We start from the raw sequence: 21,265 nt of genomic DNA on the forward strand, positions 1-21,265 counted from the left end.
CGAAACCATGCTTGACCCATTTTCAGGACCTCGGCGCCCGTCGGTCACGACGGGCGCCTTTGTCGCGAGGCAAGCGGCCGACGGGCAGGCACCGGGTCAGGATGAGCGCGTCGCTAGGTGGCGCCGAAGGCCTTGAACGTGATGATGGTGTGGGTGTCCTGAATGCCGGGCAGGACCTGGACCTTCTCGTTCACGAAGTGGCCGATGTCGGTGTCATTGTCGACGTAGAACTTCACCAGCAGGTCGTAATTTCCCGCCGTCGAGTAGATCTCGGAGGCGATCTCGGCTTCCGCCAGCGCATTGGCGACCGTGTAGGACTGGCCGAGCTTGCACTTGATCTGGACGAAGAAGGGAACCATTGCGGGCTGTCTCCGGAAGGCATCTTTCGCCTCAATATAGCGTTTTCCGGCGAAGTCGATACGCTTTCTCCGGCGACCGGGCCTGCTTGCCGGGCGCGGCCGGCCCGCGCTAGGAAGGGGCATGAGCACCCCCGTCGCACTCACCATCGCCGGTTCGGATTCCTCCGGGGGAGCCGGTATCCAGGCCGACCTCAAGACCTTCGCGGCGCTCGGCGTCTACGGCGCCTCGGTGCTGACGGCGCTGACCGCCCAGAACACCAGGGGCGTGACCGGGGTGCATCTGGTGCCGCCCGATTTCGTCACGGCGCAGATTGATGCGGTGTTCGATGACCTCGACGTCGGCGCGGTCAAGATCGGCATGGTGGCGCAGGCGCCGATCGCCGACGCCATCGCGGCAAGCCTTGCGCGCTGGCGGCCGCGGCATGTCGTGCTCGATCCCGTGATGGTCGCGACCTCGGGCGCGCGGCTGTTGCCGGAGGATGCGATCGACGCGCTGCGCCGCCGGCTGATCCCCCAGGCGACGCTGATCACGCCGAACCTGCCCGAGGCGGCCGCGCTGCTCGACGAGCCGGTCGCTGATACGGACGAGGCGATCGCGGCGCAAGGCCGCCGGCTGCTCGCGCTCGGCTGTCCGGCCGTACTGATCAAGGGCGGTCACGGGCAGGGCGCCGACAGCACCGATTACCTGATCACATCAGCGACCAGCATCCCGTTGCCGTCGCCGCGCATCGACACGAAGAACACCCACGGCACGGGCTGTTCGCTGTCGTCGGCCGTGGCCGCAGGGCTGGCGAAGGGGGAGAGCCTCGAGGCGGCCGTGCGCAACGCCAAGGCCTTCATCTCCGGCGCGATCGCGGCGGCCGATCGCTTCACGGTCGGACACGGCCACGGCCCGGTGCATCATCTCCACCGCTATTATTGAGGTCACACATCTTTGAGGTCACTTCCCGTGGCAACTCAGCTTAGCTGGCGGCAGCCGAAATAGCTGGGGCGGACAACGGCTGCATCATGTCTGCGCTCCGCAGGAGATGACGGAATGATGACGCGTTTCGCGGCGGTGGCTGCGGTGCTGTTCGCCACGGTGGCGACACCGGTACTGGCCCAGCGGGCCTATTCCGCCCAGGAGGAACGCAACAAGGCGATCGTGCTCGACTTCTATGAGCAGGGCCTCAATCGCAAGGATTTCGAGGCGGCGTCGAAATATCTCGGCACCTACATCCAGCACAATCCGAATGCCGAGGATGGCCCTGAGGGATTTCGCAAGTTCATCGAATTTCTGAAGGCCAAGTTTCCACAGTCGCACAGCAGGATCACGCAGGTGCATGTCGACGGCGACTTCGTCGTGCTGCGCGTTCACGCCATCCGCGAGCCCGGCACCCGCGGCAACGCCATCGTCGACATCTTCCGTCTCAAGGACGGCAAGATCGAGGAGCACTGGGATTCGGTTCAGCCCATTCCCGAGCAGTCGGCCAATCCCAATGGGATGTTCTGAAGAACGCGTCTGAAGGCGTCTCCCGCCGGCGGATCATGGTCCGCGCGCGAGCGCGATTTCCCGACGCACGCCCCTCATCACGCGCGAGCGGTATTCGCCTGGCGATTCGCCGAACCAGCGATTTGACGCGCGGAAGAAGGTGCTCTGGTCGGCATAGCCCAGCAGGTAGCCGATGTCGGTGAGCGTCATGCGGAAATCGGCGAGATGGCGCTGGGCCAGCTCGCGCCTGACATCGTCGACGAGGTCGCTGAAGGAGAGGCCTTCATCGGCGAGCCGGCGCTGGAAGGTTCGGTCGCTCAAGCCGAGCTCGGCTGCGATGGCCGAGCGCAGCGGGCTGCCGTCGGGCAGCAGCCTGGCGATCGCGGCGCGGGCGCGATGCGCGGTGTCGGCCTTGACCAGGCGCTCCAGCGCCTCGTCGGCGATCCGATCGTGGATTGCCGAAAGCTCGGGCGCCGAGGTCGTCAGCTTGCAGGCGAGATCCTGATCCGACACCAGGAATCCGTTGAACGGCGCATCGAATTCGAGCGGGGATTGGAACGCCCTGTTGTAGCACGCGATCGATAGCGGCACCGCATGCGAGAAACGCGTCGCGAGCGGCGTCAGCGGACGATCCAGCATCCACCGGCATAGATTGAGCAGATTGACGACGCCGTAGTCATAACGCTGCCGCGGAATCGGGCATTCACCGCCGAACACGTCGGTTCGTATCCAGCGACCGCCATGACCCGGCTCGAGCGTGATGGTCACCGCGTCGCTCACCAGGCACATGTAGCGGATCAGGCGCATCAGCCCGGCGAGAAGAGTGGGGCTCGACATCATGGCGTAGCCGGCGACGCCATAGTTGTCAGGTCGCGGCGCATCGAGCTTTGCCAGCCCGATGTCCGGATTGCCCGAACGCTCGGCCGCCAGCACCCACAACCGGCTCAATGCCTCGGTCGGCCAGCGGCGGTCGCAATCGTCGAGATCGTCGATCGACAGACCGACCTCGGCGAACAGCGCGGCGGCATCCAGACCTTGCTCGTTCAGCGTCGTCGCAACGCCGCGCATCCAGGACGACGATGTGGTTCGAATCTGCTGATCCATCCCTTGGCCTTCTGGAGCCAGTGCTTTGGCATCCTCGGGTCATTGTGCAGATGCACATGAGACTGCATAGCACCTGATATTGGCGATCGCGATACCAAAATCGGTGGTGCGACCGCATGGCTGGCGCGCAGGAGAAATCATGCCCGTTCTGAAAACCAATGACGGCACAGAGATTTACTACAAGGATTGGGGCTCCGGCCAGCCGATCGTGTTCAGCCATGGCTGGCCGCTGTCAGCCGATGATTGGGATGCACAGATGCTGTTCTTCCTCAATCACGGCTTTCGCGTCATCGCCCACGATCGCCGCGGCCATGGCCGCTCGGCCCAGGTCGCCGACGGTCACGACATGGACCACTATGCCGACGATCTCGCGGCACTGACCGCACATCTCGATCTCAACAGCGCGATCCATGTCGGCCATTCGACCGGCGGCGGTGAGGTCGTGCACTACCTCGCGCGCCATGGCGAGAGCCGCGCGGCCAAGGCTGCGATCATCGCCGCGGTGCCGCCGCTGATGGTGCAGACCGCGGCGAATCCGGGCGGACTGCCGAAATCCGTGTTCGACGACTTCCAGACCCAGGTCGCCACGCGCCGCGCGGAATTCTATCGCGACGTCGCCGCTGGGCCGTTCTACGGCTTCAACAAGCCCGGCGCCAAGCCGTCCGAGGCGGTGATCCAGAACTGGTGGCGGCAGGGCATGATGGGCAGCGCGAAGGCGCATTATGATGGCGTCGTTGCGTTCTCGCAGACCGACTTCACCGAGGATCTGAAGAAGATCACCTTGCCGGTGCTGGTGATGCACAGCGAGGACGATCAGATCGTGCCCTATGCGGACTCTGCGCCGCTTTCCGCCAAGCTGCTCAAGAACGGCACGCTGAAGACCTACAAGGGCTTTCCGCACGGCATGCCGACCACCGAGGCCGCGACGATCAATGCCGATCTCCTGGCCTTCATCAAGGGCTGATCAGAGGAGAGATTCATGACCTGGGGAATTCCGACGACTCTGTTTCTTCAGATTCACGTGGTGCTGAGCCTCATCGGAATTGCGACCGGGCTCATCATGCTCGCCGGCCTGCTGGCGGGCCGCCACCTGCCAGTGTGGGCGGCACTGTTCTTGGCCACGACCTTCCTTACAGGCGTGACCGGATTTCCGCTGCCGCCGTTCGGCCTCGACCCGCCCCGCATCATCGGCATCATCCTGCTCGCGCTGCTCACGGCGGCCGCTGCCGCGCTCTATGTGTTCGCGCTGTCGGGCTGGTGGGGACGCGTCTATGTCGTGACGTCGCTGCTCTCGCTCTATCTCAACGTCTTCGTTGCGATCGTGCAGTCGTTCCAGAAGATCGGCGCGCTCAACGCGCTGGCGCCGACGCAGAGCGAGCCGCCGTTTGCTGTCGCTCAGATCGTCACTCTCTTGCTGTTCATTGGCCTCGGCATCGTCTCATGGCGGCGGTTCGCCTCCGTGGCGCCGGGAGCCTCCCTGGCCTGAGTCAACCATCCGCTTCTCAAGGAGAACCACGTGTCCAAGCTCGAAATGCTCACCCCGCAGAACTGCGCCGTCGCCCTCATCGACTATCAGCCGGCGATGTATCAGGGCGTGCAGTCGCACGACCGTCTCGGCGTGTTCAACAACATCCAGATCGTCGCCAAGGCGGCCAAGCTGTTCAAGCTTCCGACCGTGCTCACCACGGTGGCGAAGGATTCCTTCTCCGGCCCGTTCATGCCCGAGGTGACCGAACTGTTTCCGGAGCACGACATCGTCGACCGCACGGCGATGAACTCCTGGCTCGACGCCGGCTTCCGCAAGCAGGTCGCCGCCACCGGCCGCAAGAAGTTCATCATCGCGGGACTGTGGACCGAGGCCTGCGTGCTGTTCCCGACCTTGGACATGCTGCGCGAAGGCTACGAGATCTACATCCCGGCCGACGCCTGCGGCGACCTGTCCCTCGAGGCGCACAACCGCGCGATGGATCGCGCGGTGCAGGCCGGCGCGGTGCCGATCACCTCGTGCCAGTTCGCCTTCGAGCTCCAGCAGGACTGGGCACGTGCCGAGACCTATGACGGTATGATGGAGATCCTGAAGGCGCATTCGCCCTACGGCATCCAGATCCGCTTCTCGAAATGGGCGCTCGGCGAGCACGCCTCGGAAGGCGGCGCAAAGTAGCCCTGGGACGAACGATGAAGATCTATCTGTTCTCGCTCGGGGCAGGGCTTTTGGTCGGCGTGATCTACAGCCTGCTTCAGGTCCGCTCGCCGGCGCCGCCATTGGTGGCGCTGGTCGGCCTGCTCGGCATTCTCGTCGGAGAGCAGGTGATCCCCGTGGGCAGGCAGCTCCTGAACGGCACCACGCTTGCTGCCGCGTGGCAGAAGGCGGCCTGCGCCACGCACATCTTCGGCCTGCTGCCCGGCCATCACGGACGGGCAGACACAACCATCGCTCCGGCGCGGGACGAGAAGACCTCATGACCGATCATCCCGACCTCATCCTGCATCGCGGCCTGTTCACGACGCTCGATCGCTCCAATCCCGCGGCGAGCGCGGTCGCGATCAAGGACGGCGTGTTCACCGCGGTCGGCCACGAGCAGGACGTGATGAAGCTCGCCGGCCCCCGGACGAAGGTCATCGATCTCAAGGGCCGTCGCGTGCTGCCTGGCCTGATCGACAATCACCTGCACATCATCCGCGGCGGGCTCAACTTCAACATGGAGCTGCGCTGGGACGGTGTGCGCTCGCTCGCGGACGCGATGGCGATGCTCAAGGCCCAGGTCGCCATCACGCCGCCGCCGCAATGGGTGCGCGTGGTCGGCGGCTTCACCGAGCATCAGTTCGCCGAGAAGCGGCTGCCGACCATCGACGAACTCAACGCCGTCGCGCCCGACACCCCGGTGTTCCTGCTGCATCTCTATGATCGTGCGATTCTCAACGGCGCCGCGCTGCGCGCCGTCGGCTACGACAAGCACACGCCGCAACCGCCCGGCGGCGAGATCGCGCGTGATGCCGAGGGCAATCCGACCGGTCTGCTGCTCGCCAAGCCGAACGCCGCCATACTCTATGCGACGCTCGCCAAGGGACCGAAACTGCCGTTTGACTATCAGCTCAATTCCACCCGGCACTTCATGCGCGAATTGAACCGCCTCGGCGTCACCGGCGCGATCGACGCGGGCGGCGGCTTCCAGAACTATCCGGACGACTATGCCGTGATCCAGAAGCTGGCCGATGACGGCCAGCTCACGATCCGGCTCGCCTACAATCTGTTCACGCAGAAGCCAAAGGGCGAGAAGGACGATTTCCTGCGCTGGACGCAAAGCTCGACCTACAAGCAGGGCAACGACTATTTCCGCCACAACGGCGCCGGCGAGATGCTGGTGTTCTCGGCCGCCGATTTCGAGGATTTTCGCGTACCGCGGCCGGACATGCCGGCCGAGATGGAAGGCGAGCTCGAAGAGGTGGTGCGCATCCTCGTCCAGAACAAATGGCCGTGGCGGCTGCACGCCACCTATGACGAGACCATCTCGCGCGCGCTCGACGTGTTCGAGAAGGTCAACCAGGATACGCCGCTCGAGGGTCTCAACTGGTTCTTCGATCATGCCGAAACGATCTCGGACCAGTCGATCGACCGCGTCGCCGCGCTCGGCGGCGGCATCGCCGTGCAGCACCGCATGGCCTATCAGGGCGAGTACTTCGTCGAGCGCTACGGTTTTGGCGCGGCCGAGGCGACGCCGCCGGTGAAGAAGATTCTGGACAAGGGCGTCAAGGTCTCCGCCGGCACCGATGCGACGCGCGTTGCCTCCTACAATCCCTGGGTCTCGCTGTCCTGGCTGGTCACCGGCCGCACCGTCGGCGGCCTGCGGCTGTATCCCCAGCGCAACTGCCTCGATCGCGAGACCGCTTTGCGGATGTGGACCGAGAACGTCACCTGGTTCTCCAATGAAGAGGGCCGCAAGGGCCGCATCGCGGTCGGGCAGTTTGCCGATTTGATCGTGCCGGACCGCGACTTCTTCTCCTGTGCCGAGGCCGAGATCGCCGACATCGCCAGCGACCTCACCATGGTCGGCGGCCGCGTCGTCTATGCGGCGTCAGATTTCAAGATGCTGGACGACTCCGCGCCGCCGCCGGCGATGCCGGACTGGTCGCCGGTGCGCCGCTTCGGCGGTTACGGCGCGTGGCTCGCGAAGGATGAGACCGGCGCGGTGCGTGCCCAGGCGATGCAGATGTGCGGCTGCGCCAATGCCTGCGGCGTCCACGGCCACGACCATGCACGGTCCTGGTCGAGCCAGTTGCCGATCGCCGACCTCAAGAGCTTCTGGGGCGCGCTCGGCTGCGCCTGCTGGGCGGTGTGATGGCCGTGATCCCGGACACGCCGCGGCCGGTCGCAGCGGTGCTCGCCTGGCCGTGGCTCTGGCCCGCGGCGCGGCTCGCGCTCGTCTCGGCCTATGTGATCGGCGGCGTCCAGAAGCTGATGGATTTTCCCGGTGCCGTCGCCGAGCAGGCCCATTTCGGCCTGCAGCCGGCGGCGCTGTGGGCGGTCGCTGCAATCGCCGTCGAGCTGATCGGCTCGCTGCTCGTCGTGGTCAACCGCTTCGCCTGGCTCGGCGCCGGTGCGCTCGGCGTGCTCACCTTCGTCGCCATGCTCACCGCCAACGACTTCTGGCACATGGAGGGCCATGACCGCTTCATGGCGCTCAATTCCTTCTTCGAGCATCTCGGCCTGATCGCCGGTCTCGTGCTCGTCTCCATCATGTCCTGGCGCGCGCGCCGCGCCTGATCCGGTCTCCATTTGTCTGAGGTTGTCATGATCCGCTCCCGTCATCTGCTCGGCGTACTCGTTGCCACCGCCTTGTTCGGCGCTCCCGCATTCGCCAAGGACACCGCGCGGCTCGTGGGCGTCGGCGCGCAATACGACACGACGCATGTCTATGTCGCGCCCGACGACGTCGAGAAGTTCGTCACGAGCTTCCTCGCCACCTTCGGCGGCCAGAGCACCAAGCAGGTCGTCGCGACGGTGACGCCGACGCCGAGCAGCACGACCTCGCAGCTGCTGCAGACGCCGGTCGGCACGGTGTCGCTGTTCGGCTTCAAGACTCCGATCCCGTATCCGTTCGGCGCAGAGCGCACCGGCTATCTCGTCACCGACATGGACGCCGCCATCAAGGCCGCCAGGGCCGCCGGCGCCGACGTCGTCGTCTCGCCGTTTCCCGATCCGATCGGCCGCGATGCCGTGATCCAGTGGCCGGGCGGCGTCAACATGCAGCTCTACTGGCACACGACCAAGCCGTCCTACGCCGCGTTCGAGAAGGTTCCGGAGAACCGCGTCTATGTCTCGGCCGATCGCGCCGAGGCGTTTACCCGCGCCTTCCTGCGGTTCTCAAAGGGCAAGGTGATCTCCGACGAGGCCAAGGCGCCGGGCGTCGAGATCGGCCGGCCCAACGACCGCTACCGGCGCATCCGCATCGAGTCGGTGTTCGGCCGCATGACCGTGCTCGTCACCGATGGCCATCTGCCATATCCGTTCGGCCGCGAGATGACCGGCTATGAGGTCGCCGACCTCAAGGCCACGCTCGACAAGGCCAAGGCTTCGGGCGCGACCGTGCTGGTCGAGCCGTTCACGGCGGACAAGCGCGAGCAGGCGCTGGTGCAGTTTCCCGGCGGCTATGTCGCGGAAATCCATGCGCTGGTAAAGTAGCGCCATCGGCGGATGGAGAGGCGCGTGCGGATGGCTGGGGCACTGACGAGGACGGCCGCGGCGCTTGCGATGGTCGCGGTGTCGTGCGGCCTGGCCGCCGCCGAGGACGCCCGTCCCGCCATTCGCACCAATCGCTGGCAGGAGGACTGGTCCGTCCTCGCCAATCCGGCGCTGCGCACGGAGCCGTTCGATCCGATCAAGTACATTCCGCTGCAGGCCGGCGTGCCGCAGAGCTATGTCTCGTTCGGCATGACCCTGCGCGAGCGGTTCGAGAGCCTGGACGCGGCGAGCTTCGGCATCGGCGGCGCCAAGCCCGATCAGCACGTCCTGCAGCGGCTGCAGATCCATGCCGACGCGCATTTCGACGAGCACTGGCAGCTGTTCGTCCAGCTCGAGGACGACCGCGCCTTCGGCAAGGCCAACATCACGTCGGTCGACCAGAACCCGCTCGATCTCCGGCTCGCCTTCCTCGCTTATGTCAATGCGACGGAGAAGGGCACGTTCAAGGCACGGGTCGGGCGGCAGGATTTCGACTTCGACCTGCAGCGCTTCGTCTCTTCGCGCGACGGGCCGAACGTGCGCCAGTCCTTCGACGCGCTGTGGGCCGACTGGGAGAGCGGCCCGTGGCGCTTCATCGGCTTCGTCAGCCAGCCGGTGCAATACAAGCTGGTGCGCCCGTTCGACGACACGTCGAACGGATCGTTCCTCTTCCACACCTTCCGCGTCGAGCGCCAGGTGCTCGGCACCAACGAGCTGTCGTCGTATTATTCCTACTATCAGCGTGACGATGCGCGTTTCCTCGATGCCGCAGGCCTCGAGCAGCGCCACGTGCTGGACATCCGCTTCGCCGGCAAGCTCGCCGGCTTCGACTGGGATCTCGAGGCGATGGGGCAGGCGGGTTCGGTCGGGGCGAAGCAGATCCGCGCCTGGGGCGCCGGCGCGCGCGCCGGCTACACCTTCGCCGACGTCGCCTGGCAGCCGCGCATCGGCCTTCAGCTCGACGGCGCCTCCGGCGACCGCCATCCCGGTGACGGCAAAATCGAGACCTTCAATCCGCTGTTCCCGAACGGCTACTACTTCACGCTGGCCGGCTTCACCGGCTACACCAACCTGATTCACCTCAAACCGTCGCTGACGGTGAGGCCCATGACAGATCTCTCATTCATGGCCGCGATCGGCCTGCAATGGCGCGCGACCAATGCGGACGCGATCTACGTCCAGCCCAATGTCGCGGTCGCCGGCACCGCGGGGCAGGGCAGCTCGTGGTCCGGCGCCTATGCGCAGCTGCGCGCCGACTATCGCTTCAACGCCAACCTCACAGGCGCGTTGGAAGCCGTGCACTATGAGATCGGCGACACGCTGCGCCGCGCCGGCGGCCACGACAGCAACTACATCGGCATCGAGCTGAAATACGCGCTCTGAACAACGAAAGCAGGACCACATGTCGCAATTCGAGTCCCGCAACGTGGTGCCGCTGCTGCTCAGCGTCAATGCCGGCTATGTCGACACTGCCGGCTTCCTGGCGCTGCAGGGCCTGTTCACCGCGCACGTCACCGGCAACTTCGTGACGTTCGGTGCGGCGCTGGCACTGGGCACCTCGGGCGCGACCGCCAAGCTGCTGGCGCTCCCGGTATTCTGCTTGGTCGTGATCGCGACGCGGCTGGCCGGCACGTTGCTGTCGCGGCGGTGGTCGCGCGCGTTCGAGGTCCTGATCGGCGTCAAGCTGGTGCTGCTCGTCCTTGGCGCCGTGCTCGCCATCCATTTCGGCCCGTTCCATGACGGCGACAGCCGCGAGGCGATCATCACCGGCATGGTGCTGGTCGCGGCCATGGCGATCCAGAACGCCGTGCACCGGATCCATCTGCCGAGCTCGCCGCCGTCGACCCTGATGACCGGCACGACCACGCAGGTGATGATCGACCTCGCCGACAGGATCTATGTCGGCGACAAGGGCCAAGCGCCGCCGCCGGCGCGGCTGATGCAGATGGCGATCAACGTGCTCGCCTTTGCGCTCGGCTGCGGCGCCGCGGCGCTGCTGTTCATGCGCCTGGGAAGCTGGTGCTTCGTCGTGCCGCCGGTCGTCGCCGCGCTGGCGCTCGGCATGCGCCTCGCCGGGCCGCAGCCGGCGCGCTGAGGACGCCGTCAGGTCCCGGTGCCGAGGGCCGGCTGGACGGTCGGCGCGGGCGCCGTCGGCGGCAGCCGCGGCAGCGACGGCGCAACCTGGGTGTCGCCGTCGCAGTGCACCGCGTAGAGCAGCCCGAGCGGGTTGCCGTGCTCGCGGAGAAATTCCCGGCGCAAGCTGAGGAACGTCTCTCCCAGCGGCACGCCGTCGAGAAAGCTTTCGAAGAAGCGCTTCGCCCAGGCCGTGGCGAAGATCGCCGGGGTCTTGCATTCCGTTCCAACCACGCCGCGCGCGCCCTTGGCCATGAAATACGGCACGAAGCCGTCGTAGAACGCCGGCGACAATTCGGCCGACTCGCAGGCGTTGATGAAGACGAGGGGATTGCCGGGAAGCAGCTTGCTGGTCGGGGCGTCCAGGCTGAGCTCGCCCAGCGTGATGCCGGCATCGGTCAGCACCAGGCTGGAGCTGTCGGGACCGCCGGGATCGTCGAGGCCGGTCGCCCGGGCGTGACAATAGAGGTAGAGGATCTGGTCGTTGGTGGTCTCGTCGGCCAGCGCCTTGACCAGCTCCTTGCTGGTCGTGCGCGAGACGATGTGGACGTTGCGGCGCGCCGCCTTTTCCGCAAGCCAGAACCGCTGCTGCTGGGCGACGAGGTCGGCGCCCATCTGCCGGTCGATGTTGTCGTTGACGTTCAGGCTGATGCTGAGCTCGGGCTTGTCGCTCGGGATCAGGCAGTCGGAGATGCGCGGCGTGTTCTGCATCGGGATCTGCTCGATCACGTGGCGCATGCCGATGAAATTGTCCCAGTCGAGCTGTGCGCCGGCCGAGGCATCGCCGACATAGAGCAGGCCCCACGGCACCGTGGTCGCCTCCGCCACGATCTGCAGCTTCAGCCGCCTGGAGCGGTCGCTGGTCAGCTTGCGCAGGAAGTCGCCGATGTCCTTGGAATCCTGCGCCGCGGCGGGCCCGAAGAACAGCTTCTGGAACAGCGCCGATCCCGCCCGCGCCATGATCTTCAGGGCGGCGTCGCGGTCGGCATCGGCGATGTCGATCCCGCTCTGGAAGACGAAGCTGCCGGCCGCGTTCTGATGGGTCACGACCTTCATGAGCTCCTGGCGCACGATCTCGATCGATTTGGCCAGGTAGTCCGGCAGCAACGGCAGCCGCGCGCGGACCGTGACGGGCTTCCAGACGAGACAGTCGTAGCCGCCCGCGATCGGCATGATCGACAGGCCGACATCGCGCGGATTGAGCACGCTGGCGGAGGAGTAGGGCCGGCCATGCGCGCCCTCGACGCGGGGCGAGGGCGCCGCGCCGACATCGATGACGAGGTCCATCTGCTGGACGAAATTGCCGTCCTTGTGGACCGTCGCCCGCAGCGCCGACGGGCCGAACTTCTTCGGCGACAGATCGAACCGCGCCTTGTTGCGCGACTTGCCGGTGCGCGGCAGGCGCAGCGGGCGGCTCTTGTCGGAGAGCTCGAAATCGTCGCTGTCGAGCTGGATGGTCAAAGTGACGTCGGAGGTTCCTTCCGGGAACAACTGCTCGTCGGCGAGCGGCACCGACGAGACGCCGCTCTGCTGGACGTCGACGTCGAAAGCGAACGTGTACCACTGGCCCGGCTTCAACGGCGCATCGAGATCCTCGAAGCCGGCATTGATCCAGCGCTGCTCGCCGGGCGGATAGGCTTTGCGGTTGTCGAGCGGGGGCGGCTGCGGAACGGTCGGCGGCGCCACCCATTGCGGATATTGCAGTTGAATCTGCTGCGGCTCTTCCTGCCGTTGCTGCCGCTGCCGCTGCTGCTGCTGATCCTGCTCCTGCTGTCGCTGCTGCTGTTCCTCCTGCTGCCGTTGCTGCTGCGGATGCTGGCTCTGCTCCTGCTGCTCGCGCTGCTGTCGCTGCACCTGCTGCTGCTGTTCCTGCCGCTGAACCTGTTGCACCTGCTCCGAAGTCCGCTCGAACGTTCGCTGCCGCCAGAGTTGCTGATCGTATCGCTGTTGATCGAAGTGGCGGATGTCGTCGCTGAGCAGCCCGCCGCCGATGCTGCCGGGTTGCGGCCTGACGGCCGCGGGCGCGGCCAGGATCGCGGCCCAGAAGGCGTGAGCCACTTCGGGGTGGGCGATGTCGCTGTGGGCGCCGGCCGCGCCGCCGCCGTTCCGGATGATCCGGCTCGCCTCGATGTTGTAGACCCGGCCGCTGCCGAAACCGTAGCTGAAGCCGACATCCTGGATCGGCATGTCGACGGTCGCCACAGGCTGGGTGCCGCGGACGCCGAAGCTGCCGATGGCGCCGTACAGCGGATAGTCGGTATCGAGCAGATATTGCTGCTTCAGCCGCGCTCCGAGCGGGTAGAACCATCCGTTCGCCCGGTCGTAGCTCGAGCGGGTGGTCACGAAGGCGCCGCGCACGAGCCCCTTCAGCAGCGTGCGCCGGAAATAGCCCTGCGCCGGGGCGGCCTGCGGAATGCTCTCGGCATAGCACCACAGCGACAGTGCACCCTGGACCAGGAACATCGTCTCGACCGGACGCGGCAGCGCGCGGCCGTCGGGTGTGCCGGCGACGGCCGCCGACACGACGATGCAGCCGAAGCTGTGGCCCATCAGGTGAACCCGGGCCGCCGGCGCCGCCTGCTGCAGCTTGACGAGGACATCATGGGCGCCGGCCTCGCCGAACTGGCGCGCGCGATCCTTCATCTTCCAGAACGACAGGATGCGGAGCGGCGCCAGCAGCGCCTCGCGCAGGTCGTCGCCGAGGCCGAGCGTGCCTGCGGTCGCATCGGCCGGCCCGCTCCGTGCCTCGCTCACGATCACGGTCGGATCGAACCGGTCCTGCTCGGCGCCAGGGCGTCCGCTTACATCGCCCATCGCAAGGCCGGACGCAGCGAACAGCCTGAGATAGGCATCGCGCATCGAGTCCGGCAACGTGGCCGCCGGCGCAATGCGCGCCTGCTCGAGGATCGAGCGAATGTCGGCGCGCGCCGCCGGCGTGTCGGCGATGCGTGCCGCATAGCGCTCCACCTCCGCCTCGAGCGATGCCGCCGGCGTGTCGGCGGACAGTAACCCGCCGCCGCCCGACGGCAGCGTCTCGTCGCCGAATGGCAGGCTCGGCCAGTGCAGCCCGATGATGACGGGAGCAAAGCCGGGACGCTGCCGTGCCGCGGCGAGCCGGTCCGCGTCGAGCGCTCCCATGGCGGTGAGCCAGCGATCATACTGCTCGATCGCCGCGGGGACGTCGCCCATCCAGCCATGGCTCAGCAGGATGATATCGCTGACCGCCGCGCCCAGCGCATGGAGGCGGTTCACCACCATCTCGCTCGCGAGCGAACCGTCGGCCTCTCGCCGCTCTTGCCCCGTCGCATCGAAGGCGATGAGCACATATTGCAGGTCTGAGCCTGGCACCTGACGGACGGGCATGCGTGCCTCGCAATAGGATCACGTCGGCATCTTCCGCGGTAGTCGGTTGCCGACCCTAACAATTTCTTATTATGCGTGTGTTGTATTTAGCCGCGTTGATCGAGTCAACGCGATGACGTGAGACTGCAACCGCGGCTGCGTCACGCAGTTGACCTTGCTCACGGCGGTTCGCGGTGGAGGCGCAGGGGAACGCGCGTCGGCGATCTCCAATGACGAAAAGTTTAGCCGGCCGCATCGCTGTGCGCCATTGCGTCCCACATGCATCGCGCCCAACTGTAGAAACGAAACGGTTCCGTTCTTTTCAAGGAGACGTGATGACACAGCAAGCTCTGTCATCGGCTGAGGTTCCATCTGCGGCCAACGACGATCCGGTGGTCTCCGCGCGCGATCGTGCCGTGCGGCAATGGCGCGGGGATGCCTCTTCTGGCGACACTCCGCAGCAGATCGAGGCCAAGGCGCCGGCTGCGGAGCCCGGTCCGTCGCCGACGGAGCACGGGCAGCGCCAGGAGGGGGCCCGGAGGAGCCTGATCCGGCGGCATCCGCTTGGGGCAGCGCTGGGTCTCGTGCTGCTGCTCGCCGTCGGCGCCGGCGGCTACGTCTACTACGATGCGGCCGGTCACTATGAGACCACCGACGATGCCTTCATCGCGGCCCGCCAGTTCTCCATTGCGCCGAAAGTCTCCGGCTACATCACCGCCGTCCCCGTCACCGACAACCAGCACGTCAAGGCCGGCGACGTGATCGCGCGCATCGACGATCGCGACTACAAGACCGCGCTGGCCCAGGCCGATGCGCAGGTGAAGTCGGCCCAGGCGGCGATCCGCAACATCGAGGCGCAGATCGAGGTGCAGCAGGCGCAGATCACCGCGGGCCAGGCCCAGGTCGAGCAGGCCCAGGCCGGGCTGACCTTCGCCGAGCAGCAGGCGAAGCGCTATCAGGACCTCGCCCGCACCGGCTCGGGCACGGTGCAGAGCGAGCAGCAATACACATCGCAGCTCCAGCAGCAGAAGGCGGCGCTGACCTCGGCGCAGGCCAATCTGCAGGTGGCGCAGCGGCAACTGGAGTCCTTGAAGGCGCAGCGCGAGAGCGCCGATGCCAATCTCGCCCAGGCGCAGGCGCAGCGCGACCAGGCGCAGCTCAATCTGTCCTACACCACCATCACCGCGGCGCAGCCCGGCCGCGTTGTCAATCTCAGTGCCGCCGACGGCCAGTTCGCGGCACAAGGCACGGCGCTTTCGATGTTCGTGCCCGATGACGTCTGGGTGACCGCCAATTTCAAGGAAACCCAGCTCGACGAGATGCGTCCAGGCCAGCCCGTGACCCTGGAGATCGACGCCTATCCGGAGCGCGAGATCCGCGGCCATGTCGCCAGCGTGCAGTCCGGCTCGGGCCCAGCCTTCTCGCTGCTGCCGCCGCAGAATGCGACCGGCAACTACGTCAAGATCGTGCAGCGCGTGCCGGTCAAGATCGACATGGATGATCCGCCGACGGACGTCGCGCTCGGTCCCGGCATGTCGGTGGTGCCGACCGTGCGTGTCGATCCCAGGCCGTCGCTCTATGAGCGGCTGAAGGCCGTGCTGTGAGGGAGGTCCGCCATGCGTGAGGCTGCCGCTCTTTCCGCGCCGCGCGCCGGCAGTCCGTGGATCATCGCGGTGCTGGTCGCGGTCGCGACCTTCATGGAGGTGCTGGACACCACCATCGCCAACGTCGCGCTGCCCTATATCGCCGGCGGCATGGGTGTCAGCCAGGACGAATCCTCCTGGGTGGTGACGACCTATCTCGTCTCCAACGCGATCATCCTGACGGCGTCGAGCTATCTCGCCAAGCGCCTGGGACGCAAGACCTTCTTCATCATGTGCCTCGGCCTGTTCACCTTGAGCTCGGTGCTGTGCGGCTTCGCCTGGAATCTGCAGGTGCTACTGCTGTTCCGGATCATGCAGGGCCTGGGCGGCGGCGGCATGGTGCCGGTCGCGCAATCGATCCTCGCCGACTCCTTCCCGCCGGAAAAGCGCGGCCAGGCGTTCGCGCTGTTCGGCGTCGCCGTCGTGGTCGCGCCCGTCGTCGGCCCGACGCTCGGCGGCTATCTCTCCGACAACGTCTCATGGCACTGGTGCTTCCTGATCAACGGCCCCGTCGGCGTCGCCGCGATGCTGCTGATCGGGCTGATCCTCAAGGAGCCTGAAGCTGTCACTGAAGAGCGGCGCAAGCAGGCGCACGGCTTCGACGTCGTCGGCTTCGTGCTGGTCGCGACCTTCCTCGGCGCGCTCGAACTGATGCTCGACCGCGGCCTCGAGGACGACTGGTTCGACTCGCGCTTCATCCTGGTCACCGCCGCCGTCTGCGTTGCCGCCTTCATCGCCATGATCCCGTGGGAGATGAACCAGAAAAACCCGACGGTCGACGTCCGCATGCTGGCGTCGCGCCAGTTCGGCGCCAGCTTCCTGGTGATGCTGGCGACCGGCGCGATCCTGCTCGGCACCACGCAGATGCTGCCGCAGATGGTGCAGCAGGATTTCGGCTACACGGCCACCTGGGCGGGCCTCGTGTTGTCGCCGGGCGGCCTCGTCACCATGGCGATGATGTTCGTGGTCGGACGGCTCTCGGGCAAGGTGCAGCCGAAATACATGATCATGACGGGCGCCGCGGTCGTCGCCTTCGCGATGTATGACCTCACGCGGGTCTATGCCAATGTGGACTTCTGGTTCTTCGCCGAATCCCGCATGCTGATCGGCATCGGCCTGCCGCTGATCTTCCTGTCGATCACGACCGCGTCCTACAACGGCATTCCGCCTGAGAGGACCGACCAGGCCTCCGCCCTGATCAACGCCGCGCGCAACACCGGTGGGTCGATCGGGGTGTCGCTCGCCGCCAACATCCTGGCGCATCGCGCGCAGTTCCACCAGAGCCGGCTGGTCGAGAATGCCATTCCGTCCAACCCGGCCTATCAGGACACGCTGCACCAGGTGACGAACTACTTCACCGCCCATGGCAGCTCGCTGGTCCAGGCGCAGCAGCAGGCGCTCGCCTGGATCGGCCAGACGGTGCAGATGCAGGCGTCGCTGCTCGCCTATGTCGACGTCTACTGGGCGCTGATGCTGATCTCGCTGTCGGCGATTCCGCTGGCGCTGACGCTCCGCAAGGTCAAGCTCGGCGGCGGGCCGGCGATGGCGCATTGAGGAAGCACGGTTGTTCGGCTGTCATTCCGGGGCGATGCGCAAGCATCGAACTATGGTGCGCAGTTGCGCACCCGAGAATCCCGAGATTCCGGGTTCAGCCCTGGCGGGCTGCCCCGGAATGACGGTCAGGAACATCAGGGGCGCTCACACCGCCTCGTCGGCGATGCCATTTCGCAGCAGTCCGATCTTGTCGATCTCGACCTCCACGACATCACCGGGCTTCATCCACAGCGGCGGTGTGCGGCGGGAGCCGACGCCGCCGGGCGTGCCCGTGGCGATCACGTCGCCCGGCTCGAGCCGGGTGAACGAGGAGCAGTATTCGATCTGGCGCGGGATATCGAAGATCATCTGGCTGATCGTCGCGTCCTGGACCACCTCGCCGTTGAGCCGCGTCTGCAGCCGCAGCGAGCCGAGGTCGTCGATCTCGTCGGGGGTCACAAGCCACGGGCCGAACGCGCCGGTCGCCGGAAAATTCTTGCCCGGCGTGAACTGGTGGGTGTGGCGCTGGAAGTCGCGGACGCTGCCCTCATTGTAGCAGGCATAGCCGGCGATGTGCTTGAAGGCCTCGCTGCGCGGGATGTAGCGGCCCGGCTTGCCGATCACAATGGCGAGCTCGCCCTCGAAATCGAGATCGGTCGAGACGCGCGGGCGGATGATGTCGGTGAGGTGCCCGGTCTGGCTGTTGGCGAAGCGGCCGAACACCGTGGGGTTCTCGACCTCGGAGCGGCCGGTCTCCTTGCGGTGCGTCTCGTAGTTCAATCCGATGCAGAGGATCTTGTCCGGGTTCGGGATCACCGGCAGGAAGCTGATGGCCGAGATCGGATGCCGCCTTGCGCCTGAGGCCGCTGCAGCCGCCTCCTTCAGCGCGTCCGCTGCGATCGCCGATTTCAGGTCCGGGAAGCGGTCGCGCAGGACGGCACCGAGATCGGCGACGTCGGTGCCCTCGACGAGTCCCCAGGTCGGCGCATTGTCGATGGTGAAGCTTGCAAATCTCATCCGATGTCCTCAGGTCGAAACCGCCGCTACGGCGGAGGGAGAAGCCGGTTCTTGCGCCGATTTCGCGAAGCGCGCGATGGTGCGCTCCGGGAAGATCAGCGCGAAGGCCGAGATGGCGCCGACGATCAGCACGCCGGCGGTGAAGGTCATGGCGTGGGCGTAGCCGAGCGGCGCGTTGCCGCCGGCCTCGCCGACGATCCAGCCGGTGAGCGCATTCGACACCAGCGCGGAGGCCGCGTTGCCGGAATAGATCACGACGATCAGCCGGCCACGCTGGATTGCCGGCGCCACGGCGCCGAGCGCGACGGGGCCGAAGATCGTGGTGAGACTCGGTGCGGCGAAGGCGATCGCGATGCAGGCGAGCTGCAGCGGGCCCGAGGTGACGATGCTCAGGAGCAGCGCGCAGCCGGCGGCGAGCAGCGCGAGACCGGAGGCGTGGCCGAGGCAGGCACGCAGGCTGAAGCCTTTGCGCTGCAGAACTTGCGTCAGCCAGGAGCCGCCGAGCAGCAGCGGCGACTGGAACAGGTAGATCCCCGAGATGATCCAGCCGACATCGACCTGCTTGTAGCCGAGCCCGAGCTGCAGATAGGGCGGCAGCCAGGTCGCGGACATACCGACGATCCAGTACGACGCGGTCGACATGATGATGACGCCGATCACGGTCGGATCGGCCCACAGCACGCGCGCCGGCAACGCCTTGTCCTTCGCCGCCGAAGCCTCCGGCGCATGGGCGGAGTATGGTCCTTCGCCACCGACGAAGAACCAGCCGAGCATCCAGGCGAGCCCGAGCAGGCCGCAGAACAGGAAGCCGGTGCGCCAGCCATGGCTCACGATGACATAGGTCAGGATCGGACCGCCAGCCAACAGACCGACGCTGATGCCCTGCAGCACCACCGCGCTCGGCACGCTGCGTCGGTCGGCGGGAAACCAGTTGTAGCAGGCGTGCAGCGCGGTCGGCAGTCCCGGGCCTTCGCCGGCGCCGAGGATGATGCGGCAGATCACGAGCACGGCGACCGAGCCGGAGAAGAAGATCGGGATCTGCGTCGCCGACCAGACGCCGGCCATGATCAGGAGCAGCCATTTCACCGGGAAGCGGCCGACGACGAACATGCCGACCGCCATGCCCGACAGCGAGAACAGCAGGAAGAAGCTGCTGCCGATCAGCCCGAACTCCTTCGGGCTCAAGCCAAGCTCCTTCATCATCGGCACGGCCGAGAGGCCGAATACCAGCTTGTCGAAGAAGTTCAGCGTCTGGAACAGGAACAGCATGATGAGGACGGCGATCGCGCGTCCTCCCACACTGGGTCTGGCGGTGTCCGATGATGTCGTCATGGCGTTTCCCCGTTTGACATTCTCTTGTTTTGATTAGTGCAGTCGTTGGTTCAGCTCGCTCAGCAGCGCGGCGAGCTCCGGCGCGTCCGTCGCGACGCCGTAGACATAATGATCGGGGCGCACCAGCGCTGCGCTGCAGCCGTGGCGTTCGAACCAGCGTGCGACGACGGCGCTCTCCTCGTGCAAGCCGTGACCGCCGATGGCGATCACACTGATCCCGGCGTCGCGGGTCGCAGCGTCGATCGAGCTCGAGTTCAGCGCGCCCCGCCCGTCGAGGACGAGCCGCCATCCGGTGCCGGCGATGGCATCGAGCAGCGCTCGCCCACCACCGTCGCCGACGATCCAGGGCTGCGGAAACAGCGTGCCATTGGCCGCGTTTGCCCTGGTCGCGAGCAGTCCCTGCGTCAGCGGCGGCACGATCTCCTGCCGGGTGATGGTGCGCGGCGCGCCGCCGCCTTCGGCAAGGATACGCGCATCGCGTGCCGCTGCGGCCGCGGGATCCTGCTCGCAGATGACGCGGCCGATCGCCTTGATGCGCGTGGTCAGCTCGCGCACATGCGTGCTGCGCTCGCTCTCATAGCTGTCGAGCAGGGCCGTGGTCGATTGGCCGCGCAACACGCGCGCGAGCTTCCAGCACAGATTGGCGGCGTCGCGCAGGCCCTGGCACATGCCCTGGCCGATGAAGGGCGGCTGCTGATGCGCGGCGTCGCCGGCGAGCAGGACGCGCCCCTGGCGCCAGCGGTGCGCGACCAGCGCATGGAAGCGGTAGCTTGCCGCGCGCCACAGCGTGGCGTCCTCGGGCCCGAGCCAGCGGGACAGCAACTGCCAGACCTGCTCCGGCTGCTCCATCGCGTGGCGGTCTTCCCCCGGCCGCAGCATGATCTCGAAGCGGCGATGATCGCCGGGGCCGATGATGTAGGTGGTCGGACGCGCGGGATCGCAGAATTGCGCCGCGGTGGCCGGGAGCTTGCCGGCGCCGCCAGCATTCACGAGAAGATCGACCACCAGCCATGGCTCGTCGAAGTCGAGATCATCGAAGCTGATGCCGAGCTGCTGGCGCACGGTGCTGGAGGCGCCGTCACAGGCGATCACGTAGTCGGCGGTGACCTCATGCGTCGTGCCGTCCGCCCGCTGCAGCACGACGGTCGCCGCCGTTGCATCCTGCCGGATCGCGACGAGGCTCGTGCCCAGCTCGACCGTCACCGACGGACAGGCGCAAACGCGATCGCGCATCATCTGTTCGACCGGCGGCTGCGTGAACACCATGCTCGGCGTGTAGCCGAGCGGGTAGGGCGGGCCGACCATGTCGATGCGGCGGATCAACTGCCCTCGTGCGCCGAAATGCTCGGACGCCGGGAACGGCGCGACGTACCGGCTGACCTGTTCGGCGATGCCGAGATTGTCGAACAGCCGCATGATCTCGTGATCGAGCGCGATCGCGCGCGGCTTGTCGTAGATCTCGACAGCGCGATCGATCGCGAGCGTTTTGATGCCCTGCATGCCGAGCAGGCTCGCGGCGATGGCGCCGGTCGGACCGAAGCCGATGACGGCAACCTCGAAATGCTTGTGATCGGACGTGGCTGACATGGAAACTCTGGAGTTGGACAACGAG

General features: G+C 66.6%; 19 protein-coding genes. 13 read left to right on the plus strand and 6 right to left on the minus strand.

What is annotated here, in order from left to right:
- Window positions 1–113: 113 nt before the first annotated feature.
- Window positions 114–359 carry an Lrp/AsnC ligand binding domain-containing protein gene (locus ACQR1X_RS22305; protein ID WP_315805323.1) on the minus strand — a complete coding sequence of 82 codons (246 nt, stop codon included), beginning with the start codon at window positions 357–359 and terminating at the stop codon, window positions 114–116.
- A 121-nt stretch (window positions 360–480) separates the two neighbouring features.
- Between ACQR1X_RS22305 and thiD the strand changes: the two genes are divergently transcribed.
- Window positions 481–1,281 (plus strand): bifunctional hydroxymethylpyrimidine kinase/phosphomethylpyrimidine kinase, encoded by an 801-nt coding sequence (gene thiD, locus ACQR1X_RS22310; RefSeq protein ID WP_315805324.1) that lies wholly within the window; start codon window positions 481–483, stop codon window positions 1,279–1,281.
- Window positions 1,282–1,395: 114 nt separating this feature from the next.
- The gene (locus ACQR1X_RS22315; RefSeq protein ID WP_410053194.1) at window positions 1,396–1,851 is read left to right on the plus strand and encodes a nuclear transport factor 2 family protein; all 456 of its coding nucleotides are present in this window, start codon (window positions 1,396–1,398) and stop codon (window positions 1,849–1,851) included.
- Between the two features lie 33 nt (window positions 1,852–1,884).
- Here ACQR1X_RS22315 and ACQR1X_RS22320 read toward each other — a convergent pair whose 3' ends face one another.
- On the minus strand, window positions 1,885–2,934 hold the full coding sequence (locus ACQR1X_RS22320; protein WP_434889122.1) for an AraC family transcriptional regulator: 1,050 nt from the start codon (window positions 2,932–2,934) through the stop codon (window positions 1,885–1,887).
- Between the two features lie 139 nt (window positions 2,935–3,073).
- Here ACQR1X_RS22320 and ACQR1X_RS22325 point away from each other — a divergent pair, with 139 nt between their 5' ends.
- The 9 genes from ACQR1X_RS22325 to ACQR1X_RS22365 are packed head-to-tail and all read left to right on the plus strand — an operon-like array spanning window position 3,074 to window position 10,748.
- The gene (locus tag ACQR1X_RS22325) at window positions 3,074–3,898 is read left to right on the plus strand and encodes an alpha/beta fold hydrolase (protein ID WP_316239301.1); all 825 of its coding nucleotides are present in this window, start codon (window positions 3,074–3,076) and stop codon (window positions 3,896–3,898) included.
- 15 nt (window positions 3,899–3,913) lie between these two features.
- On the plus strand, window positions 3,914–4,420 hold the full coding sequence (locus ACQR1X_RS22330; RefSeq protein WP_316239300.1) for a hypothetical protein: 507 nt from the start codon (window positions 3,914–3,916) through the stop codon (window positions 4,418–4,420).
- 30 nt (window positions 4,421–4,450) lie between these two features.
- On the plus strand, window positions 4,451–5,095 hold the full coding sequence (locus ACQR1X_RS22335; RefSeq protein WP_316239299.1) for a hydrolase: 645 nt from the start codon (window positions 4,451–4,453) through the stop codon (window positions 5,093–5,095).
- Window positions 5,096–5,109: 14 nt separating this feature from the next.
- Window positions 5,110–5,397 (plus strand): XapX domain-containing protein, encoded by a 288-nt coding sequence (locus ACQR1X_RS22340; RefSeq protein ID WP_315805329.1) that lies wholly within the window; start codon window positions 5,110–5,112, stop codon window positions 5,395–5,397.
- Complete coding sequence (locus ACQR1X_RS22345) at window positions 5,394–7,271, plus strand: amidohydrolase (protein ID WP_434899567.1); 1,878 nt, start codon at window positions 5,394–5,396, stop codon at window positions 7,269–7,271. The genes ACQR1X_RS22340 and ACQR1X_RS22345 overlap by 4 nt, the downstream gene beginning before the upstream one ends.
- Complete coding sequence (locus ACQR1X_RS22350; RefSeq protein ID WP_315805331.1) at window positions 7,271–7,696, plus strand: DoxX family protein; 426 nt, start codon at window positions 7,271–7,273, stop codon at window positions 7,694–7,696. Before ACQR1X_RS22345 ends, ACQR1X_RS22350 begins: the two co-directional genes overlap by 1 nt.
- Before the next feature lie 27 nt (window positions 7,697–7,723).
- Window positions 7,724–8,614 (plus strand): glyoxalase, encoded by an 891-nt coding sequence (locus ACQR1X_RS22355; protein WP_316182948.1) that lies wholly within the window; start codon window positions 7,724–7,726, stop codon window positions 8,612–8,614.
- 12 nt (window positions 8,615–8,626) lie between these two features.
- On the plus strand, window positions 8,627–10,036 hold the full coding sequence (locus ACQR1X_RS22360) for an alginate export family protein (protein ID WP_434899568.1): 1,410 nt from the start codon (window positions 8,627–8,629) through the stop codon (window positions 10,034–10,036).
- 19 nt (window positions 10,037–10,055) lie between these two features.
- Window positions 10,056–10,748, plus strand: coding sequence for a YoaK family protein (locus ACQR1X_RS22365; RefSeq protein ID WP_434889127.1), 693 nt, complete (start codon window positions 10,056–10,058; stop codon window positions 10,746–10,748).
- An 8-nt stretch (window positions 10,749–10,756) separates the two neighbouring features.
- Here ACQR1X_RS22365 and ACQR1X_RS22370 read toward each other — a convergent pair whose 3' ends face one another.
- Window positions 10,757–14,149, minus strand: a complete 3,393-nt coding sequence (locus ACQR1X_RS22370) for a hypothetical protein (protein WP_434899569.1) — start codon at window positions 14,147–14,149, stop codon at window positions 10,757–10,759.
- Window positions 14,150–14,463: 314 nt separating this feature from the next.
- Between ACQR1X_RS22370 and ACQR1X_RS22375 the strand changes: the two genes are divergently transcribed.
- Window positions 14,464–15,732 (plus strand): HlyD family secretion protein, encoded by a 1,269-nt coding sequence (locus ACQR1X_RS22375; RefSeq protein ID WP_434896289.1) that lies wholly within the window; start codon window positions 14,464–14,466, stop codon window positions 15,730–15,732.
- 12 nt (window positions 15,733–15,744) lie between these two features.
- A complete protein-coding gene (locus tag ACQR1X_RS22380) occupies window positions 15,745–17,325 on the plus strand; it encodes a DHA2 family efflux MFS transporter permease subunit (RefSeq protein WP_434896290.1) in 1,581 nt (526 codons plus the stop codon).
- A 144-nt stretch (window positions 17,326–17,469) separates the two neighbouring features.
- On the opposite strand, the gene ACQR1X_RS22385 is transcribed toward ACQR1X_RS22380, so the two are convergent.
- The 3 genes from ACQR1X_RS22385 to ACQR1X_RS22395 are packed head-to-tail and all read right to left on the minus strand — an operon-like array spanning window position 17,470 to window position 21,240.
- Window positions 17,470–18,321: a fumarylacetoacetate hydrolase family protein gene (locus ACQR1X_RS22385; protein ID WP_316218795.1), complete on the minus strand. Its 852-nt coding sequence runs from the start codon at window positions 18,319–18,321 to the stop codon at window positions 17,470–17,472.
- A gap of 9 nt (window positions 18,322–18,330) precedes the next feature.
- The gene (locus tag ACQR1X_RS22390; protein ID WP_434899570.1) at window positions 18,331–19,653 is read right to left on the minus strand and encodes an MFS transporter; all 1,323 of its coding nucleotides are present in this window, start codon (window positions 19,651–19,653) and stop codon (window positions 18,331–18,333) included.
- Window positions 19,654–19,686: 33 nt separating this feature from the next.
- A complete protein-coding gene (locus tag ACQR1X_RS22395) occupies window positions 19,687–21,240 on the minus strand; it encodes a bifunctional 3-(3-hydroxy-phenyl)propionate/3-hydroxycinnamic acid hydroxylase (protein ID WP_434899571.1) in 1,554 nt (517 codons plus the stop codon).
- Between the last annotated feature and the right edge of the window lie 25 nt (window positions 21,241–21,265).

The organism is Bradyrhizobium sp. HKCCYLRH3073, assembly GCF_051167995.1.
Lineage (GTDB): Bacteria > Pseudomonadota > Alphaproteobacteria > Rhizobiales > Xanthobacteraceae > Bradyrhizobium.

Bases quoted from the DNA above. Each gene is read 5' to 3' on its own strand.
- ACQR1X_RS22305 (WP_315805323.1), bottom strand. From the start codon at position 359: ATGGTTCCCTTCTTCGTCCAGATCAAGTGCAAGCTCGGCCAGTCCTAC.
- thiD (WP_315805324.1), top strand. From the start codon at position 481: ATGAGCACCCCCGTCGCACTCACCATCGCCGGTTCGGATTCCTCCGGG.
- ACQR1X_RS22315 (WP_410053194.1), top strand. From the start codon at position 1,396: ATGATGACGCGTTTCGCGGCGGTGGCTGCGGTGCTGTTCGCCACGGTG.
- ACQR1X_RS22320 (WP_434889122.1), bottom strand. From the start codon at position 2,934: ATGGATCAGCAGATTCGAACCACATCGTCGTCCTGGATGCGCGGCGTT.
- ACQR1X_RS22325 (WP_316239301.1), top strand. From the start codon at position 3,074: ATGCCCGTTCTGAAAACCAATGACGGCACAGAGATTTACTACAAGGAT.
- ACQR1X_RS22330 (WP_316239300.1), top strand. From the start codon at position 3,914: ATGACCTGGGGAATTCCGACGACTCTGTTTCTTCAGATTCACGTGGTG.
- ACQR1X_RS22340 (WP_315805329.1), top strand. From the start codon at position 5,110: ATGAAGATCTATCTGTTCTCGCTCGGGGCAGGGCTTTTGGTCGGCGTG.
- ACQR1X_RS22345 (WP_434899567.1), top strand. From the start codon at position 5,394: ATGACCGATCATCCCGACCTCATCCTGCATCGCGGCCTGTTCACGACG.
- ACQR1X_RS22350 (WP_315805331.1), top strand. From the start codon at position 7,271: ATGGCCGTGATCCCGGACACGCCGCGGCCGGTCGCAGCGGTGCTCGCC.
- ACQR1X_RS22355 (WP_316182948.1), top strand. From the start codon at position 7,724: ATGATCCGCTCCCGTCATCTGCTCGGCGTACTCGTTGCCACCGCCTTG.
- ACQR1X_RS22360 (WP_434899568.1), top strand. From the start codon at position 8,627: ATGGAGAGGCGCGTGCGGATGGCTGGGGCACTGACGAGGACGGCCGCG.
- ACQR1X_RS22365 (WP_434889127.1), top strand. From the start codon at position 10,056: ATGTCGCAATTCGAGTCCCGCAACGTGGTGCCGCTGCTGCTCAGCGTC.
- ACQR1X_RS22370 (WP_434899569.1), bottom strand. From the start codon at position 14,149: ATGCCCGTCCGTCAGGTGCCAGGCTCAGACCTGCAATATGTGCTCATC.
- ACQR1X_RS22375 (WP_434896289.1), top strand. From the start codon at position 14,464: ATGACACAGCAAGCTCTGTCATCGGCTGAGGTTCCATCTGCGGCCAAC.
- ACQR1X_RS22380 (WP_434896290.1), top strand. From the start codon at position 15,745: ATGCGTGAGGCTGCCGCTCTTTCCGCGCCGCGCGCCGGCAGTCCGTGG.
- ACQR1X_RS22385 (WP_316218795.1), bottom strand. From the start codon at position 18,321: ATGAGATTTGCAAGCTTCACCATCGACAATGCGCCGACCTGGGGACTC.
- ACQR1X_RS22390 (WP_434899570.1), bottom strand. From the start codon at position 19,653: ATGACGACATCATCGGACACCGCCAGACCCAGTGTGGGAGGACGCGCG.
- ACQR1X_RS22395 (WP_434899571.1), bottom strand. From the start codon at position 21,240: ATGTCAGCCACGTCCGATCACAAGCATTTCGAGGTTGCCGTCATCGGC.